At 61.1% G+C, this 19,333-nt stretch carries 13 protein-coding genes and 1 pseudogene; 7 read left to right on the plus strand and 7 right to left on the minus strand.

Annotation, left to right across the window (positions count from 1 at the left end):
- Window positions 1-197: 197 nt before the first annotated feature.
- Complete coding sequence (katG, locus tag HU725_RS09655) at window positions 198-2,453, plus strand: catalase/peroxidase HPI (RefSeq protein ID WP_186477031.1); 2,256 nt, start codon at window positions 198-200, stop codon at window positions 2,451-2,453.
- Window positions 2,454-2,692: 239 nt separating this feature from the next.
- Here katG and msuE read toward each other — a convergent pair whose 3' ends face one another.
- The 3 genes from msuE to HU725_RS09670 form a co-directional block, all read right to left on the minus strand.
- Window positions 2,693-3,253 carry an FMN reductase gene (gene msuE / locus HU725_RS09660; RefSeq protein WP_060479108.1) on the minus strand — a complete coding sequence of 187 codons (561 nt, stop codon included), beginning with the start codon at window positions 3,251-3,253 and terminating at the stop codon, window positions 2,693-2,695.
- 298 nt (window positions 3,254-3,551) lie between these two features.
- Window positions 3,552-4,400, minus strand: coding sequence for an ABC transporter permease (locus HU725_RS09665; protein WP_186477032.1), 849 nt, complete (start codon window positions 4,398-4,400; stop codon window positions 3,552-3,554).
- Window positions 4,397-5,413, minus strand: a complete 1,017-nt coding sequence (locus tag HU725_RS09670) for an ABC transporter substrate-binding protein (RefSeq protein WP_186477033.1) — start codon at window positions 5,411-5,413, stop codon at window positions 4,397-4,399. The genes HU725_RS09665 and HU725_RS09670 overlap by 4 nt, the downstream gene beginning before the upstream one ends.
- A gap of 161 nt (window positions 5,414-5,574) precedes the next feature.
- Here HU725_RS09670 and HU725_RS09675 point away from each other — a divergent pair, with 161 nt between their 5' ends.
- Window positions 5,575-7,515, plus strand: coding sequence for a S8 family serine peptidase (locus tag HU725_RS09675; protein ID WP_186477034.1), 1,941 nt, complete (start codon window positions 5,575-5,577; stop codon window positions 7,513-7,515).
- Here the strand turns inward: HU725_RS09675 and HU725_RS23125 are convergent.
- Both HU725_RS23125 and HU725_RS23130 read right to left on the minus strand, forming a co-directional pair.
- Window positions 7,512-8,267: a methyl-accepting chemotaxis protein gene (locus HU725_RS23125; RefSeq protein ID WP_437180329.1), complete on the minus strand. Its 756-nt coding sequence runs from the start codon at window positions 8,265-8,267 to the stop codon at window positions 7,512-7,514. The genes HU725_RS09675 and HU725_RS23125 overlap by 4 nt on opposite strands.
- 102 nt (window positions 8,268-8,369) lie before the next feature.
- A pseudogene (locus HU725_RS23130) lies at window positions 8,370-9,656 on the minus strand (methyl-accepting chemotaxis protein); the annotation flags it as partial.
- 268 nt (window positions 9,657-9,924) lie between these two features.
- Here HU725_RS23130 and HU725_RS09685 point away from each other — a divergent pair.
- Window positions 9,925-11,244 (plus strand): Na+/H+ antiporter family protein, encoded by a 1,320-nt coding sequence (locus tag HU725_RS09685; protein WP_186477036.1) that lies wholly within the window; start codon window positions 9,925-9,927, stop codon window positions 11,242-11,244.
- 4 nt (window positions 11,245-11,248) lie between these two features.
- Here the strand turns inward: HU725_RS09685 and HU725_RS09690 are convergent, their stop codons facing one another.
- Entirely contained in the window at window positions 11,249-12,256 is a 1,008-nt protein-coding gene (locus HU725_RS09690; RefSeq protein ID WP_186477037.1) for a FecR family protein, read from the minus strand.
- A 243-nt stretch (window positions 12,257-12,499) separates the two neighbouring features.
- Between HU725_RS09690 and HU725_RS09695 the strand changes: the two genes are divergently transcribed.
- The 4 genes from HU725_RS09695 to HU725_RS09710 all read left to right on the plus strand — a co-directional run bounded on the left by HU725_RS09695 (window position 12,500) and on the right by HU725_RS09710 (window position 17,260).
- Window positions 12,500-12,973: a MarR family winged helix-turn-helix transcriptional regulator gene (locus HU725_RS09695; protein WP_186477038.1), complete on the plus strand. Its 474-nt coding sequence runs from the start codon at window positions 12,500-12,502 to the stop codon at window positions 12,971-12,973.
- A 30-nt stretch (window positions 12,974-13,003) separates the two neighbouring features.
- Window positions 13,004-14,197 carry an HlyD family secretion protein gene (locus tag HU725_RS09700; protein ID WP_060479100.1) on the plus strand — a complete coding sequence of 398 codons (1,194 nt, stop codon included), beginning with the start codon at window positions 13,004-13,006 and terminating at the stop codon, window positions 14,195-14,197.
- Complete coding sequence (locus HU725_RS09705; RefSeq protein WP_060479099.1) at window positions 14,194-15,729, plus strand: DHA2 family efflux MFS transporter permease subunit; 1,536 nt, start codon at window positions 14,194-14,196, stop codon at window positions 15,727-15,729. The genes HU725_RS09700 and HU725_RS09705 overlap by 4 nt, the downstream gene beginning before the upstream one ends.
- Before the next feature lie 784 nt (window positions 15,730-16,513).
- Window positions 16,514-17,260 carry an SDR family oxidoreductase gene (locus HU725_RS09710; RefSeq protein WP_186477039.1) on the plus strand — a complete coding sequence of 249 codons (747 nt, stop codon included), beginning with the start codon at window positions 16,514-16,516 and terminating at the stop codon, window positions 17,258-17,260.
- 9 nt (window positions 17,261-17,269) lie between these two features.
- On the opposite strand, the gene HU725_RS09715 is transcribed toward HU725_RS09710, so the two are convergent.
- Window positions 17,270-19,333 carry a hybrid sensor histidine kinase/response regulator gene (locus tag HU725_RS09715; RefSeq protein WP_186477040.1) on the minus strand — a complete coding sequence of 688 codons (2,064 nt, stop codon included), beginning with the start codon at window positions 19,331-19,333 and terminating at the stop codon, window positions 17,270-17,272.

Below are 19,333 nucleotides of genomic sequence, written 5' to 3' on the forward strand. Positions count from 1 at the left end.
CTCTATTAGACCTCTGCCCAAGCTCGGCTAGTCTTTGTTCTGGCCCTGCGAAATCACCGATTGAGCACTTCGCAAGCCGTCTCGGCGCGTGGCCGACCTGACCTGATGAGGGGGTAGGCAAAAAGCCTTGAGCAGGACTCCAACACTACCTCGCCTACACCGGTAAATCTGGATAACCGACCCAAAGGTAACAGCAGATGTCGAACGAATCGAAATGCCCGTTCCATCAAACCGCAGGTGGCGGCACCACCAACCGTGACTGGTGGCCTGACCAGCTCAACCTCAGGATTCTTCATCAGCACTCGTCCAAGTCCAGCCCTGACCCGGACTTCGACTATGCCAAGGCTTTCAAGAGCCTTGATTTCCAAGCCCTCAAAGCCGACCTCAGGGCTTTGATGACCGACTCCCAGGACTGGTGGCCAGCCGACTTCGGCCACTATGGCCCGCTGTTCGTGCGCATGGCCTGGCACAGCGCCGGTACCTATCGCATCGGTGATGGCCGTGGCGGTGCCGGGTCTGGCCAACAGCGCTTCGCCCCGCTCAACAGCTGGCCGGACAACGTTAGCCTCGACAAGGCTCGGCGCCTGTTGTGGCCAATCAAGCAGAAATATGGCAACAAGATCTCCTGGGCTGACCTGATTGTTCTTACCGGTAACGTCGCCCTGGAGTCCATGGGCTTTAAGACCTTCGGTTTTTCCGGCGGGCGCGCCGATGTATGGGAGCCGGACGAAGACGTGTATTGGGGGTCGGAAAAAGTCTGGCTGGGCGGTGATACGCGCTATGGCAAAGAGCAGGTCAAGGCGCAGCCACCCGGCCAAGGTGACCTGGTGGCCGAACCTGCCAAACATGCTGAAGAACAAAGCCGTGATCTGTCGGCAGAGCGCAACCTTGAAAACCCCTTGGCCGCTGTGCAGATGGGCCTGATCTATGTCAATCCGGAAGGCCCGGAAGGCGAGCCTGACCCGGTCAAGTCCGGCAAGGATATCCGCGAGACATTTGGCCGCATGGCCATGAACGATGAAGAAACGGTGGCGCTGATCGCAGGCGGCCATGCGTTCGGTAAGACGCACGGTGCAGGCCCGGCCGATAACGTCGGCCCCGAGCCGGAAGCAGCAGCTCTGGAGCTTCAGGGGCTAGGCTGGGCCAACAAGTTCGGCAGTGGCAAAGGCGCAGATACCATCACCAGCGGCCTGGAAGTAACCTGGACCTCCACGCCCACCAAGTGGAGCAATGAATACCTCAACAACCTGTTCAACTACGAGTGGGAACTGACCAAAAGTCCGGCCGGTGCCCATCAATGGCGGCCCAAAGACGGAGGGGGGGCAGGGACCGTGCCGGATGCCCATGACCCGGCCAAGAAACACGCCCCGTCCATGCTCACCTCCGACCTGGCCCTGCGCTTTGACCCGATCTACGAGCCGATCGCCCGGCGTTTCAAAGATAACCCGGACCAGCTAGCCGATGCCTTCGCCCGCGCCTGGTACAAGCTGATTCACCGTGACATGGGCCCGTTGTCACGTTACTTGGGCCCTGAAATGCCCAACGAGGAACTGCTCTGGCAAGACCCGCTGCCAAAAGTCGACCACCCTCTGGTGGACGAGCAGGATGTCGCCGGCCTCAAGGCCAAGATACTGGCTTCGGGCCTGAGCGTTGGCGAGCTGGTTTCCACCGCCTGGGCAGCAGCCTCGACATTCCGCGGTTCGGACAAGCGCGGTGGTGCAAACGGCGGGCGCCTGCGCCTTGCGCCGCAAAAAGACTGGGCGGCGAATGCGGGTACGGCGAAGGTGCTGGGGGTGCTGGAGCAAATCCAGAGCGCGTTCAACAGCGGCGGCAAGAAGGTGTCCTTGGCCGACCTGATCGTGCTGGCGGGCACTGCGGCGGTCGAGAAGGCAGCCAAGGATGCTGGGTTCAGCGGCACTGTGGCATTTCGCCCAGGCAGGGTCGATGCCTCCCAGGCGCAGACCGATGTCGAGTCGTTCGCTGTGCTGGAGCCTTTGGCCGATGGTTTGCGTAACTTCACCAAGGCCCGTTATAGCGTCAAGGCCGAAAAGCTGCTGCTGGATAAAGCCCAGCTACTGACGCTCACGGCCCCTGAGCTGACGGTCTTGATCGGTGGCCTTCGGGTGCTCGGTGCCAACCATGGCGATAACAAGCAAGGGGTATTCACTGACAAGCCTGGCACTTTGAGTAACGACTTTTTCCGCAACCTGCTGGATATGGGCGTGGAGTGGAAGCCAACTTCGGCGGACAACGAAAGCTTCGAGGGCCGTGACCGCAAGAGCGGGCAAGTGAAATGGACCGCTAGCCGCGTTGACCTGGTATTCGGGTCCCATGCGCAGTTGCGGGCTTTGAGTGAGGTGTATGGCAGTAGCGACGGGAATGACAAGTTCGTCAGCGACTTCGTTGCGGCCTGGGTGAAGGTGATGGAGCTCGATCGATTCGACCTGAAGTAAACACCAGTGGGGCGCTTGCGCCCCATCTGCTTTTTGAGGGGATCACGACGGGGCAGGGCGCTTGGCGCCAAGTGCCCATAGAGTCAGCAGCTATATCAAGCCGCTGCTGCGCAGCGCGCCGCGTTCGGTATCGGGCCTAGCGCCGTATCGGTCACGGTCCACTGCACTGAGCTGGCTGTGCGGCAAGGTCCACTGACAGTGCCTGCCAAGTCCGTTCAAGGTGCCTGCAAGGCGGCTTCTCAGGCGCTGCGACGCAGTGCGTGGTGACTCGCGAATAGCGGTACTGCGCGTTCGGCAGCCAACCGGATACGTGCCCCAAGTGCGTCGCTGGCCACCTTGTATTCGGCAAGCTCAGCTTGGCTTGCGTAGACGCCAATCGGCAGGGTCAAGGCCTGAAGGAAGCTGAACAGCGGGCGTAGTTGGTGGTCGAGCACCAGTGCGTGACGTTCGCTGCCGCCAGTCGCGGCGAGCAGCACTGGGGTGTCGATCAGAGCGTCTTGGCCGATCAGGTCGAACAAATGCTTGAAATGGCCTGGGAAGCTCCCACGGTAGACCGGTGTGGCAACTACCAGCAAATCGGCCCTTTCCACCTGGCGCAACTGTTGCTCGACAGTATCCGGCAGTTCACTACGCCATAATGCGGCACCCAGCGGTCGAGCGATGTCGCCTAGCTCGATGAGATGGGGCTTGATGTGCAAATGCTGGCCCAACTCCTCGAGGATGGCCTCCGTGAGGGCCAGCGTGCGTGAAGGGCGGCTGGTGCCGCCGGAAAGGGCGACGACGTTCAGTGGGGTGCTCATCGGCATGTCTCCAGTTCGGTTAGAGTGTGGGGGACTTTGCTCGAGCAATCGTCGTACCGGGGTATAAAACTATGAGGATCAACCGCTTGGCCTTCAGTAGCCGGGACTGGGTGTTATGTGTGCGTGATCACGGTTGATGAGGTATTGCGCTGCGGGCAGTTGGCCCATGAGGCAGCTGCGCAGTTGGTCGACGTTATAACGCGGCTAGGCAGCGTTAAGAAGAAATAAGAATTCATATTCTTATTCCTTCCTGTTTTTTCGTCTCGTCTGCGTGATCACTGCGCGCCAATCACCAACGTTATCGAGCTTTGCGACCATACGCCTGGCTGATTCGGTCGATGACCATCGCCAGCGCAACAATGGCCAACCCGGCTTCGACGCCCTGGCCGACATTGAGCGTTTGAATGCCCGCCAGCACGTCTTCACCCAGCCCCCGGGCGCCGATCATCGACGCCACCACCACCATCGACAACGCCATCATCACTGATTGATTGAGGCCGGCCATGATGCTGGGCAAGGCCAGTGGCAGGGCAATCCGTCGCAAGCGCTGCCAGCGGCTAGCCCCCAAACCATGCGCGGCCTGCAGCAACGACGGGTCGATTTGGCTCAAACCCAGTTCCGTCAGGCGTACCAGCGGCGGCAGGGCATAGACGAGCGTGGCGAATATCGCTGGCACTTTGCCTAGGCCGAACAACATCAGGACCGGGATCAGGTAGACGAATGCTGGTAGCGTTTGCATCACGTCCAGTACAGGCATCAACACCCGCCTGGCCAGCGGGCGGGTGGCCAGCAAGATGCCCAGCGGCACACCAACCAGCACGCACAGGCCGGTACTGACCAGCACCAAGGCCAGGGTCTGCAGCAGCTTGTCCCACAACCCGAGCATGCCGATGAACGCGAGTAACCCGACCATCACTACGCTGCGCAGCAAGCTGCGGCTGGCATGCCAGGCCATAAGGCCGACCAATACCAGCAGCAGCCACCAGGGAATCAGGCGCAGCAGGTTCTCAAGCCCCACCAAAAGCTGCAGCAACTGATCTGAAATGCTGCGTAACTGGTCGCCATAGTGCACCACGAGCCAGTCGACCAGGCGATTGATTGCGTCGGCGAACGACACCTGAAGGGCTTCGGGGAAGCCTGCGCTCATAGGCTGGCCTCGACCTTGCTGGCGGCATCGGCGGGCAGCCAGGGCTTCCATACATCAGGGTTGGCGCGCAGGAAAGCGATCGCAGCATCGGTGGGCTTCTGGCGTTTGTCGCTCATTTCGGCCAGTGCCTTGTTCAGCCGGTCGATCGGCAGGTCGACTTTCTCGAAAACCGCTACCAAATCTGGGTAGCTGTCGCGAAATGCCTTGGAAACACCGATCGACAACTTGGCCGGCAATGACTGGCTGCCTTTGGGATCAGGGTTCTTGGCGTCTGTCAGGGTCGCCCATGCCGCCGCATTGAAAGCCGGCTCCTGCAGGCGCACCAGGTCGTAGCGGCCAATCAACGGCGTCGGGCTCCAGTAATAGAACAACACCGGTTGCCCGCGGCGGATGGCCGAATTGATTTCCGCGTCCAGCGCTGCGCCCGAGCCGCTGCGGAAATTGTTATACAGCCCATCCAGACCATAGGCCTTGAGCTTCTGCGAGTTGACCGTTTCCGAGGTCCAGCCGCTTGGGCTGTTGAGAAAGCGGCCTTTGTCTGGCATTTCAGGGTCGCGGAACACTTGCGGGTAGTCTTTGAGGTCTTCGACGCTGCGCAAAGTCGGTGCCAGTGGCTTCAAACCACGGGCCGGGTCGCCCTTGATCACATAGGCCGGTACCCACCAGCCTTCTTCGGCGTTTTTCACTGTGTCGCCCAAGGCAAAGACCTGCCCGGCCTGTTCGGCTTTGACCCAAGCAGGGCTGCGCCCGGCCCACTCTTCGGCGATCACTTGCAGGTCGTTGCGCGCCAGGGCCACTTCCATACTCACGGTGCTGCCGGGCAGGGTGTCGGTGGGGTAGCCGAAACCGTGCTCGACGATATGGCGCAGTATTTCCGTGGTCAAAGCGCCGCTTTCCCAGCCGATGGCGCCAAAGTGGATAGGTTTTACTGGCTCTGCCGAAGCGGCGCTGCCCGTGCTGGCCAGGCCCATGGCAAGCATCAGGCTGGCCAGCAACGCTGGAAACTTCCTCATTCGAACCTCTCAAGTATTGCCGTGCGGATCGGGCAAGTGTAGCCAACGCCCTCGTGTTGCCCAGGCCAAGCGCTGGAACGACTTCAGCCTGCGTGCTCGGCTGCAGATTCATGAGACTGGCAAGCCGCGCCCAACCGGGCCGTGGTCTACAGGAGCTACTCATGAGCCTTGAGCTGGATTTCGTGTACTACCGTAATTTCACCTTCGATGGGAAGTTTCACATGCGCTGCATCGGTGACGACTTGCCCAAGGTCAAGTCCATCCACTATCTGCTGGAGCGCAAAACCCCTGACGGCGACATCGTTCACCTGGACGGCGTTACAGTGCCTTCCCAAACCACTAGCGCCAAGGTCGCCAACTATGGCTGCCCTGCGACTCTGAGCTGCGATGTGCGTGCCGGCCACTACCTGATAACCCCCAAAGTGCGTTTGGTCGATAGCGCGGCGCTGCAACTGGAGCCTGCACTGCTGGACAACGGTATCTTGCGCCTGGCGTCGTTCGTCGTGCAGGTTGCCGAGAGTGAGTTGACCCGGCGCATCCTTGATCGCGTGCCATTGCCTGCTCAGGCAGAGCGTCGCAAGCGCCAAGTGTCTGACCCTATGCCGGTCAGGTTCCCTTACCAGCCAGAGGGCCAGCGCTACCCGCCGTTGATCCTGGTTTTTCAGCAGGGAGGTTTCGCCCGTTTGATGGCCGACCTGCAGCCTGACTCGGCGTCGCTTCTGCAACGCCACTGGCCGGGGCTTGCCCGGATGATCGATGTACAACCCTTCTTGAACGCACAAGAGCGCAACGATGAGCGCTTTGCGGTGCTGGCCAACCATTATTGGCTGGAACAGCCTGCGAGCATGTCCAACGCTACCTTCGTCGCACTGATCCAGAGCCTGGAGGCATTGGATTACGTGGAGCAGACAGCCTTTGTGCCACCGCAGGTAGTGCCTGGTAATTTGTTTGCTCTGGGGGCTTCGGCGGTGTTCGCCACCTTACTGACGGGCGCCGCCTTCGTCGCCGGCAACAGGGCGCACAGCGAGGCGCAGCCGACTCCGGACTTCACCGCACTGCAACGCTACCTGAACGCACCGGACGCCCAGCAGAAGGGGCTGAACATTCGTAAAGCCTGGGAGGCGGGTGTCAATGGCAGGGGCGCGCGCGTGCATTTCTCGGACGCAGGCCTGTATTTCAACCATGAGGACCTGCGCGCCAACCCCAAACTCAAACTGATACCGCCGGCCGATAACAGCGATCAGAAGCACGGCACCGCTTCGGTGGGCATCCTGGTTGCCCGCGACAACGGCTTTGGCATGACAGGCATCTGCCACGGCGCAGAGCTGTTCGTTTACGACAACCGAGCCAAGGACGCCGAGGGTCTTTCCCAGACCCTGAAAAAAATGCTGGCCTATGTGAATCCGGGAGACATCGTTGCGGTCAATCGGCAGACAGCCAATATCAATGCGCTGGGTACGTTCCTGCCGTCGCTGCATGATCAGGCTTGGTGGGACGTCACCCGCGCGCTGACAGCCCGAGGTGCGGTGGTACTGAATGCGGCGTGCAATGGCACTTGGCAGGGTGACCCCAGGATAGCTACCACTAAAGGTTATGGTGTTGACCTGGCACGGTTCAGCTATTTCGAGGATTTTGGCGATGCTGATGCGATTCTGGTAGGCGCCAGCCATTCATGGGATGGCAAGCCGCATCAGTATTCCAACTACAACTATCGCTACCGCATGCTCAATGCCTGGGGCGACAGCGTAGCCACCACGGGCTACGGCGATCTGCAGGATAGGAATGAGCACGACCGGGATTACACCGACAGCTACAGCGGCACCTCCAGTGCCACACCCCTGGTAACCGGGGCCTTGGCCCTTATCCAGGCCTACGCCATCGAAGAGCATCACCTCTACCTCAATGCCGACCAGATGCATCTGCTGGTCATGGAGTCGGGGTACAAGGATGCCACGCTGCCTCTGACCGATACGCTGCCAATGGGCGCCCGCCCGAATGTGCTGGGCGCCATGGCGTTGCTCGATCGCATCGTCCAGGCAGGGCGCTTCTACCTGCCAGACGAGGGCTACTGCAGCACCGATGACTGCACGGCCCAGGGCTAGACGCGGAACTGATCCATCAGCGCCTGTTGCTGGTTGGCCAGGCTGTTCAGCGACTGGCTGACCCGCGCCGATTCATTGGCCTGGCCCGAGAGCGATTCGGTCACATCGCGGATGGTCGCAACGTTGCTATTGATCTCCTCGGCCACCGCACTTTGCTCTTCGGCGGCCGAAGCGATTTGCAGGTTCATGTCAGTGATCACGCTCACCGCCTGGCCGATGCGCTGCAACGCAGTCACCGCCTGGCTCACCTGCTCGACGCCGCCCTGGGCCTGGCGATGGCTGTGGTCCATACTGCCGACCACATCGCGCGTGCCGGTTTGCAGGTTTTCGATAACCTGGCGGGTCTCTTCTACCGACTGCTGAGTACGCTGCGCCAGGTTGCGCACTTCGTCGGCGACCACGGCAAATCCGCGGCCGGCTTCACCGGCACGGGCCGCCTCGATGGCAGCATTGAGCGCGAGCAGGTTGGTCTGTTCGGCGATCGAGCGGATCACCTCCAGTACCGAGCCGATTTTCTCGCTGTTCTGGGCCAGCCCTTGGACTTCGGCCATGGCCTGGCTCATGTTGTCTGCCAAGGCGTCGATGCTGCTGGTGGTGCGGTCGATCACTGCCAGGCCTTCGCGGGTGGCTTGGTCTGCGTCACGGGCAGCCTGCGCGGCCTGGGCGGCGCTGCGGGCGACGTCCTGGGCGGTGGCACTCATTTCATGGGAGGCGGTGGCCACTTGGTCCACCTGGCGGTACTGCTGCTCCATGCCAGCGCTGGTTTGGGTCGCGATGGATGAGGATTGGTCCGCGGTGCCACGGGCAGCCTGCACCGAGCGCTTGACCTCGGCGATGGTCGGTTGCAGCTTGTCCAGGAAGCGGTTGAACCAGCCTGCCAGCTCGCCGAGTTCGTCACGCTTGTCGTAGGTCAGACGGCGGGTCAAGTCGCCTTCACCGCTGGCGATGTCCTCAAGCATCGCCGCCACGCCAAGGATCGGCTTGGTCACACCTCGGGCCATCAGCCACACCAGCAGCAAGCCGGCGATGGCGGCGCCAAAGCCCAGGCCCAGCTCCAACAGCGTACCGCTGGTGTTGAGGGTGTCGAGCTCTTGCTTGAGGGCTTCGGCAGGGCCGGTCAGGGCATTTTCCGGGACATCCAGCATCACCCCCCAGGGTTTGGCACCTGGGATTGGCTCGAACGCCGCGAGCACTTTCAGGCGCGCCTGGTCGTGGAGGATGCTGAGTTTGCCGCTGGCCATCTTGCGTACCAGCTCCGCGCCTTGGCGAGGGTCGACCTGGTCGAAGCGCTGAGCCAGCTTGCTGGCATCAGCGCTATAGCCGGCCAGCAGGCCGACCGGGCTGAGGATGCCAACCGTGGCGCGGCCTTCGTACAGGTTGCGGCTGGCGTCCTGGCTCAGGGCCTGCAAGCTATTGAGGTTGATGTCGATCGAGAGCGTAGCAATGATCTTACCGTTGACCGTCAGCGGGAAGACGATGCTGGTCATCAACACGCGCTGACCATCGATATCATAGAAGTAGGGTTCCACCACGCAGACCTTGCCGGTGCTGCGCGGGCAGGTCCACCACGTATTGGCTGGCTGTCCGCTGGGGCCTATCTCGGTGTTGGTCATATCATGTTCGGGCAAAGCCATTGCGGTCAGCTGACCGGCCCGGGGCTGCGACCAGTACAAGGCGAAGCGCCCGGTCTCGTTGCTGCCCAGCTCGGCTTTTCCGGCGAACAGGCTGTCCTTGTTGTCCAGCGCATTGGGCTCGAACACCAGCGAGAGGCCGAGCAGGTCAGGGTTGGCCTGCAGTGCGGCATGCACCTGGCGGGTCATGTCTTCGCGCAGGTCGAAAGCGTCCAGAAAACGTTTTTCCGCCTGCTCACGCAGGAACAGCACCTGGCGCGAGAAGCCTGCGCCGTACTGATAGGCGTCCATGAACTGGCGGCGAATGTTCAGCGCCTGAACTTCGCCTTGCGACTCGATACGCGCCTGGGCAGCCTCGGTAAGCATCTGCATGCTGCTGGCCTTGACCAGGTCCGAGCTGTGGTCCATGCGGTACAGCGATAGGCCGACGAGCAGGGTGACGATGCTGGCAAGGCACAGGCCGGCGAGCAGGGTGATTTTCCACTGGATGGAAAGTTGTCGCAAAGGCATGGGGTGCAATCCCTTTTTAGCAGTAAGGGTTTTGGTAGTAGGGCAGGAGGAAGTTGCCTCGAAGGGCGCCACCGCTCGGCTTCGCAAGTGTCGGTAGGCGCAATTCGCCCTCCAGCCTCCCGCTTTATCGACCCGCTGGGTTTTTTCTTTATTCAAACATTCAATTTAAAGTGCTGGACGATTACGTCCTGTCATGGCGCTTTTGACATCTGCCTTGCACTGCTTCAGAGTGCGCGCTTTTTGTCTGTTGGTAGAGGAAAGCCAAACCATGAATGCAGTGATCGCCGCGGTGGGCATCATGCTGATATTGAGCCTGTCCCGCGTGCACGTGGTCATCGCCCTGATCATCGGCGCTTTGGCCGGTGGTTTGATCGGGGGGCTGGGGGTCGAGGGTACGCTCAAGGCTTTCAATGGTGGCCTGGGAGGCGGCGCCACGGTGGCACTGTCCTACGCGTTGCTCGGGGCGTTCGCGGTGGCTATTGCCAAGTCTGGGCTGGCTCACGCCCTGGCCGACCGCGCGCTCAGCATGATCGACCGCCAGGGCCACGCCAGTGGTGGCAAGGTTAAATGGCTGCTGATCGGGCTCATGCTGGTGGTAGCGGTGTCATCGCAGAATATTCTGCCCATTCACATCGCCTTCATCCCGCTACTAGTGCCGCCGCTGCTGTATGTGCTGACGCGGCTGCGCATCGATCGTCGGTTGGTCGCCTGTGTGATCACCTTCGGCCTGATCACCCCTTACATGTTTTTGCCGATTGGCTTTGGCAACATCTTTCTGAACGAGATTCTGCTGGCCAATGTCGCGCGGGCAGGGGTCGACGTCAGCGGGGTCAATGTGACCCACGCCATGGCTATCCCTGCGGCGGGCATGTTCGTCGGCCTTTTGTTGGCTGTGTTCGTCAGCTACCGCAACAAGCGCGACTACGACCTGGCACGCATCGAGCAGGTCGAGCAGGTCAGCGTGCAGTACAACCCGCTCACCTTGCTGGTTGCCGCGCTGGCAATCGCTGCGGCGTTCATTGTGCAATTGTGGCTGGAGTCGATGATCATCGGCGCCATGGTGGGCTTTTTGATCTTCTCGCTGTCGGGCATCGTTCGCTGGAAGGAAACCGATGGGCTGTTCACCGAGGGCATGAAGATGATGGCCATGATCGGCTTCATCATGATCGCAGCCTCCGGATTTGCCGAGGTGATGAAAGCAACCGGTGAGGTCAAAACCTTGGTCGAGGCGTCGGCGCAGTGGATCGATCACAGCAAAGGCGTCGGCGCCTTGCTGATGCTGCTGGTGGGGCTGCTGGTGACCATGGGCATCGGCTCATCGTTCTCCACGGTGCCGATCCTGGCAGCGATCTTCGTGCCATTGTGCATGCAGCTGGGCTTCGACCCACTGGCCACCGTGTGCATCGTCGGTACCGCAGGCGCGTTGGGTGACGCCGGCTCGCCGGCCTCGGACTCGACCCTCGGGCCGACTTCAGGCCTGAACGTGGACGGACAGCATCATCATATCTGGGACACCGTTGTGCCGACCTTCCTTCACTACAACCTACCGTTACTGGCGTTCGGTTGGTTGGCGGCGATGACGCTGTAAAACCTCAGCCCTTGTTCGGCGGCGGCAGGATGCTGTTGATGACGGTGCTGCCGTCCTTGCTGCGGGTCAGGTAGATCGGCAGCACCTTGGGCAGGCTGTCGACCAATCGCCTGACTTCGCGGGTGCTGTAGATGCCGCTGATGCGGATGCGCCCGGTTGCAGGGTCAGCCAACTGCAGCGGCGCATCGAGGTAGCGGTTGATCACTGGCAGCGCCTGCTCAAGGCTCAGGTTGTCGAGCACCAGTTTGCCCTGGCGCCAGGCCAGGCTGCTGTCATAGTCGTCGCTTTCGGCCAGTTGTGGCTCGAAGTCACCGCTGTGGTAGCTGGCCTGCATGCCAGGGCCAAGGCGGTAGCCGCCGGTGCTGCCCTCGCTGCTGACCAGCACCGACCCCTGCACCAGGGTGACCTTGACCTGGTCCTGGTACTTCCAAACATTGAATTGCGTACCGGTGACCCGTGCCTGACCACTGCCGGCGCGGACGATGAAGGGGTGCTTGCTGTCGTGCTGCACCGTGAAGTAAGCCTCGCCGCGTTTAAGCGTGACCTGGCGCTGGTCCTTGTAGTTGAGGTAGGTCAGTTCGCTGTGCAGGTTGAGTTCGACCTGGCTGCCGTCGCTCAACTGCACGGTGCGCCGTTGATCGCCGGTTTCAAAGTGCTGATAGTCATTGGGCAGCCAGCCCTGGGTCCAGCCTAGCCATGCTGCCAGCGGCAAGGCCAGCAGGGCCAGTGCCGCCGCCGACGCCAGCGGCCGCCAGTTGCGTACCTGTGGCGCTTGCTGCACCGTTTGGTTGAAGTCGATGACCGTGGCTGTGCGCGGGAGGTGATCGGCAGTTTGCCAAATCTCCAGCATCGCCCGGTATTCCTCTTCATGCCGCGGGTCAGCCGCCAGCCAGCAGGCGAACGCTTCATGTTCGAGCGCTGTGCAATCTTCGGCGTGCAAGCGCATGCACCAATGCGCGGCAGCGTCGGTGATGGCGTCGTCTGGGCTGGGGTTAAGGCGGTCTTGGTTCATCAGGGCTCCGGGTTTTGCCCATTCTACCCTGCACAGGGGGGGCCGAAAACGAGCTAATGGCGAATGACTATCAGTTGTGCGGGTTTTCCTGGATTTCGTGACGAATTTCCGATGTTTGAGAATGCTTCGCGGCAACCGCTGTAGGCGAACCCTTCGTCGCTATTTACATAGGCAGCTAACGAAGGCTTTGACATTTACTGCCTAGGCAGTAATATTTTTAAACAAATGCTCGAGCCGATACCCATGTCCCATTTCACGCCGGAAAATTTCCAGACCTGTGCCATCGGCATGTTGTTGGGCCGCGCAGCGATCCTCAAGGACCGTATTCTCGATTGGCACCTGGAATCTGAGGGTGTGACGGCAGCGCAGTTCAAGGTGTTGATCATCGTGACCCAGTACGAGGTGGATACGCCCGCTGAACTGTGCCGTTACCTCGGGCTGGACAGTGGCTCGATGACCCGCATGCTCGACCGCCTTGAGCACAAGGGCCTGATCATGCGCAACCGCTGCGCCGATGATCGCCGCCAGGTGCGCCTGGCGTTGACCAGCGAGGGGCAACGCCTGGCCGACCGCCTGCCAGAGATCGGCGCGGCGGCAATGAACGAACTGGTCGGCGCGCTGCAAGCAGACGAGCTCAAGGCTCTGGAAAGCCTGTTGGCCAAAATACTGCTCAGTGCCGGCGACCCTCTGACGATCCGCCGCTTCCCTGATCGTTGATCCCTGTTTCGAATATTTCAAGGTACTGTCATGGCCACTTCCGCAGACACTGCAAACCCTCCGACCGACGCGCCAGCGCCGGGTAAACGCAAGGCCTGGCTGCTCGGCCTGTTGGTGTTGGTGCTGCTGGTCGGCGCCGGTACCTGGGCTTGGTACAGCCTGGTCGGGCGCTGGTATGAGAGCACCGACGACGCCTACGTCAACGGCAACGTGGTGGAGATCACGCCATTGGTGACCGGTACCGTGATCAGCATTGGCGCCGACGATGGCGACCTGGTGCATGCTGGCCAGGTGCTGTTGCAGTTCGACCCTTCGGACAGTGAAGTGGCGCAGCAGGCTGCCGAGGCCAAGCTCGCGCGGACAGTGCGACAGGTCCGCGGCTTGTACAGCAATGTCGACTCGCTCAAGGCTCAGTTGCAAACGCGCCAGGCCGAGTTGCAGAAAGCTCAGCAGGACTTCAACCGGCGCAAGGTATTGGCCGCCAGTGGCGCGATCGCGGCGGAAGAGCTGTCCCATGCCCGGGATGACCTGACCGTCGCCCAGGCCGCAGTCAACAGTGCGCGCCAGCAACTGAACACCAGCAGCGCACTGGTCGACGACACCGTGGTGTCCTCGCACCCTGAAGTGATGGCGGCTGCCGCTGATTTGCGCCAGGCCTACCTCGATCACGCCCGCACCACCTTGGTTGCGCCGGTAACCGGCTATGTCGCCAAGCGTACCGTGCAGCTTGGCCAGCGCCTGCAGCCGGGGACCGCTACCATGGCAGTGATCCCGCTGGATGAGGTGTGGATCGACGCCAACTTCAAGGAAACGCAGTTGCGCGACATGCGCATCGGTCAGCCGGTCGAAGTCAGCGCTGACTTGTACGGCAGCTCGGTCAAGTACAGCGGCACGGTCGACAGCCTCGGCGCCGGTACCGGGAGCGCCTTCGCGCTGCTGCCTGCGCAGAACGCCACCGGCAACTGGATCAAGATCGTTCAGCGGGTGCCTGTACGTATTCACCTGAGCCCCGACCAACTCAAGGACCACCCGCTGCGCATTGGCCTGTCCACCGTCGTCGACGTGGACCTGCATGATCAGAGTGGCCCAACCCTGGCTCAGCAGCCTCCACAGCAGGCCAGCTACACCACGCAGGTGTACGACCGCCAGTTGGACGAGGCAGACCAGCTGATTGCCAGGCTGATTCACCAGAACAGTGCCGCCGGCAAGACGGTCGAGCGATGAGCAACGACGCGCCGGCCCAGTTCACCCCGCCGAGCCTGCTGCTGACCACCATTGGCCTGTCGCTGGCGACCTTCATGCAGGTGCTCGATACCACCATTGCCAACGTGGCGCTGCCGACCATTTCCGGCAACTTGGGTGTGAGCTACGAGCAGGGCACCTGGGTCATCACTTCGTTTGCAGTCAGTAATGCCATCGCCTTGCCGCTGACTGGTTGGCTGAGTCGGCGCTTTGGCGAGGTCAAGCTGTTCATCTGGGCGACGTTGTTGTTCGTGCTGGCCTCGTTTCTGTGCGGCATCGCCCAGTCGATGCCGGAGCTGGTGGGCTTTCGGGTGTTGCAAGGTGTTGTGGCAGGGCCCTTGTATCCCATGACCCAGACTCTGCTGATTGCGGTTTACCCACCCGCCAAGCGCGGTATGGCCTTGGCATTGCTGGCGATGGTTACGGTGGTGGCGCCGATCGCGGGTCCCATATTGGGCGGCTGGATCACCGACAGTTACAGCTGGCCGTGGATCTTCTTCATCAACGTACCGATCGGCCTGTTCGCAGCTGCCGTGGTGCGCCAGCAGATGCGCGCCCGGCCAGTGGTCACCAGCCGCCAGCCGATGGACTACATCGGCCTGTTGACGTTGATCGTGGGTGTGGGCGCGCTGCAAGTGGTGCTGGACAAGGGTAATGACCTGGACTGGTTCGAGTCGTCGTTCATCATTATTGGCAGCCTGATTTCGGTGGTCTTTCTGGCGATTTTCGTCATTTGGGAGCTCACCGACCGTCACCCGGTGGTCAATCTGCGCCTGTTCGTGCACCGCAACTTTCGGGTCGGCACCATCGTACTGGTGGGGGGCTACGCGGGTTTTTTCGGTATCAACCTGATCTTGCCTCAGTGGCTGCAGACACAGATGGGCTATACAGCCACCTGGGCGGGGTTGGCGGTGGCGCCGATTGGTGTGCTGCCGGTGATCATGTCGCCTTTTGTAGGTAAGTATGCGCACCGCTTCGACCTGCGGGTGCTGGCAGGGCTGGCGTTTCTGGCCATTGGCACCAGTTGCTTCATGCGGGCGGGGTTCACCAGCGAGGTGGACTTCCAGCACATTGCCCTGGTGCAGTTGTTCATGGGTATTGGTGTGGCGCTGTTTTTCATGCCGACCTTGAGCATCCTGCTGTCGGACCTGCCGCCGCAGCAGATTGCCGATGGGTCGGGGCTGGCGACCTTCCTGCGTACGTTGGGCGGCAGCTTTGCTGCGTCGTTGACGACTTGGATCTGGATTCGCCGGGCGGATCAGCATCATGCCTACCTGAGCGAGCACATCAGCCAGTTCGACCCGGCGACGAGGCATACGCTTGAGCAGTTGGGCGGGGCCAGCACGCAGAACTACGCGCAGCTTGAGCAGATCGTCAATGCCCAGGCATACATGATGTCGACGGTGGATTATTTCACCTTGATGACGTGGGTGTTTGCTGGGTTGATCTTGCTGGTATGGCTGGCCAAGCCGCCGTTTACGGCCAAGGCAGGGCCGGCTTCGGCGGGGCATTGATGAGGTAGCTGTCCTCTCGCTCTAGCGCTCGTTGTTGATTTTACTGTTGCTGTTGCTGTTGCTGTTGCTGTTGCTGTTGCTTTGGCTTCTAAGCGCGCGATAGTTCAGGCGACACAGAGTGCGACTTCAGGAGGCCGAACGCAGGCGTCTGGAGGGCCAGGGTGCGTAGCACCCCTTCGGCGTAGCCGAAGGCGCGAGATGTAGACTTGCGTAGCAAGTCGTAGGCCGCGCGGGCCCGGAAGGCGCCGGAGTGAGGGGACCCCGGAGCGAAGCGGAGGGGCCGGATGATGGGAGCGGGGGTTTTTGCCTACTTTTTGCCCAGTCAAAAAGTAGGTCGCCGTAAAGGCGAAAAGCGTATTCCGCGCCACCATGGCAAATGAATGTAACCCTGATTTGAAAGCCCAAAGCCCAAAGCCCAAAGCCCAAAGCTAGAGCGCGATGGTTTTGGCTGACGCCTGCGCTCGGCCTCCTGAAGTCGCCTTTCGCGTTGTCTGAGCTATCGCGCGCTTAGAAGCAAGAGCAAGAGCTGAATGTCAGGGTGCAAAGCGTCAGGCAGCGCGGCTTGGTGGGTCTGATCATCCTGCTGTCCTCGGCGCAATGAGGTTCGTTGATTCAATCCAGGCCTACGCCCATAAATTGAATACCTCGCGCAAAGCATCCCGGCACCTGTTCGCAATCAAACCCACAACTGCGCGCAATGGTTTGTCTAACCGAATCACTCATTCCATTGGCGCGGCTTTTGACCTATTGTCGAATCGCCGTTCTTGAACCACTCCAAACCACTATGCACAACGTCATCGTCATCACCGGTGCCAGTCGCGGCATCGGCGCCGCCACTGCCTTGCAGGCCGCCCGCGAGGGCTATCGCGTCTGCATCAACTACCATGCTGACGAAAAGGCTGCCGAACATACCCTCGCTCAGGTGCGCGCACTGGGGGCCGTGGCAATCGCCGTGCGCGCCAACGCCTGCGTCGAGGACGAAGTGGTGCATCTGTTCCAGCGCGTCGACCAAGCACTGGGGCCTGTGACCGCGTTGGTCAACAATGCTGGCACCATCGGCCAGCAGAGCCGGCTTGAGGGCATGTCCGAGTTCCGGCTGCTTGAGGTGATGAAGACCAATGTCGTCGGGCCGATGCTGTGTGCCAAGCACGCCTTGTTGCGCATGGCCCGGCGCCACGGCGGGCACGGCGGTGCCATCGTCAATGTGTCGTCGGTTGCCGCGCGCCTGGGCTCACCCAACGAGTATGTCGATTATGCTGCCTCTAAAGGCGCGCTGGACACATTCACCTTGGGCCTGGCCAAGGAAGTAGCGGGCGAGGGCGTGCGGGTCAATGGCGTGCGGCCGGGTTATATCCATACCGGCTTTCACGCATTGTCCGGTGATGCTGAGCGCGTCAGCAAGCTTGAAGCGAGCCTGCCCCTGGGGCGCGGCGGCCGCGCTGAGGAAGTCGCCGAGGCAATCCTCTGGTTGCTTTCGGACAAGGCCTCTTATTCCACCGGCAGTTTTATCGACCTGGGCGGCGGGCGTTGATTGCCACCGTCAGCACACTTCGTTTTCCAGCAAATGGCCCACACGCTCAGCTAGCGCATGAAGCTCGAAAGGCTTGGTCAGTATGCTGGTGCCCGGCAGCAGCTGGCCGTCACCCAGCGCTGCACTTTCATCGTAGCCGGTGATGAAAAGCACCTTGAGTTGCGGAAAGATTTGCCGGCAGCGCTCGGCAACCTGGTGGCCATTGAGGCCTTCGGGCAGGCCGATATCGCTAAGCAGCAGGTCAGGTTGCTCGCACTTGTGCATATGCGCCAGCGCGGCAGCGCCATTTTCGAAGGCTTCGACCTCATAACCCAGCTCCTTCAGCGCTTCCCCGACGACCAGGCGCAATGCCGCCTGGTCCTCTACCAGCACGATCCGTTGGCCGCTCGGGTGGCTGTTGGCCGCCGTCTTGCCAGGATTCGGTCGGATAGGCGCTGCAGGCTGCTCGTGGTGGCGCGGTAGATACAACTCGACACGCGTGCCCTGGCCGGGGGAGGAGAGCAGGCGTAACTGGCCACCCGATTGACGCACGAACCCATAGGTCATCGACAACCCAAGGCCGGTGCCCCGGCCTGGTGGTTTGGTGGAGAAGAACGGGTCGATTGCACGCGCTGCTACCGCTTCGCTCATCCCGTGACCGGTGTCGGTCACGCTCAGGCGCACGTAATCGCCAGCGGGCATCCCCAGCGGTTGAGCCTGCTCGCTGTCCAGGCTGATGTTATCGCCGCGAATATCGATGGTCCCGCCCGCTGGCATGGCGTCGCGGGCGTTGATGCAAAGGTTCAGTAAAGCGCTTTCCAGTTGCGGGGGGTCGATATAGGTCGGCCACAAATCGTTGACGAATTCACTGCGCAAGGAGATCGCATGGCTGATAACCGGCCGCACCAACGCTTGCATGCTATTGACCAGAACGGCAACGTCGGTCGCAAGCGGTTGCAAGGTCTGCTGGCGAGAGAAAGCCAGCAATCGGTGCACCAGCGCAGACGCACGTTGTGCCGACTGGCAGGAAAGTTCCAGCAGGGGCGCTAGGGCTGCGTAGCGCTGCTGATCGAGGCGCCGCTGCATCAGCTCCTGGGCGTTGATGATGCCGCCAAGCAGGTTGTTGAAGTCATGTGCGATGCCGCCGCTGAGCTGGCCTACGGCTTCCATTTTCTGCGCCTGCCGCAATGCCTGCTCTGCATTAGCCAAGCGTTGCTGCTCCTTGACCCGCTCAGTGATGTCATAGGCGAACAGGTAGGCGGCCTGCACGTTACCGTCATGGTCACGCAATGCGTTGAAATGCAGTTCGTAGGGGCGTTGAGCGAAAGTGCCTGTTTCGATGAATTGCTCACCAGCCAACGCCCTCTGCCATAGCGGCAGCACCAAGTCGCGTTCGTCCGGGTGGTCATTCAAGAAAGCCGGCAGCGAATCGCCAACTTCAGGCACACTGCCGTACATCGTTTGAAAATCCTGCCGGGCCTGGCGGTTGATCGCCAGCCAGCGCATCTGCATATCGATCACATAGACATTGATGGTGCCGTGGTCTATCAATTCGGCGAACAGGCGGCGTTCAGCCAGTGCTGCGCTGATCCGTTGCTCAAGCTCATCGTTGAGCTGGCGCAGTGCAAGCTCCGCCTTGCGGCGCTCGGTCACGTCCTTGAACAGCACCGCAACCTGGCGCCGCTGGGCCGGCTCCACGCGAAACGTGGTGATCGACAGTACACGCCCGGTGGCCACCAGTTCCTGTTCGAACTGCAAAGGCTGGCCTGTGCGCAGTACCGCACCGTAGCGAGCGATCCAGTCATCGGCCTCTTCGGGAACCATCTCGCGCAGTTTCTGCCCGACCACGTTGGGAATGCCGGCATGCTTGGCATAAGCGGCGTTTGCCATCACGTGGACGTAATCGCTCAGCGGGCCATGGGGGCCATCGAAGAACTCGATGATGCAAAACCCTTCATCCATGGTGTCGAACAGAAACCGATAGATGGCAAGATCGTGATCCTGATGTTGCCGCAGCTGACTTTCCAATTGCTGGTTACGCAGGCTCAGGGTTTCGATTTCTTGGCGCAGAGCGATCAAGTCGCGGTGAGGCAT

The sequence above is a fragment of the Pseudomonas promysalinigenes genome (genome assembly GCF_014269025.2).
GTDB classification, from domain to species: Bacteria; Pseudomonadota; Gammaproteobacteria; order Pseudomonadales; family Pseudomonadaceae; genus Aquipseudomonas; species Aquipseudomonas promysalinigenes.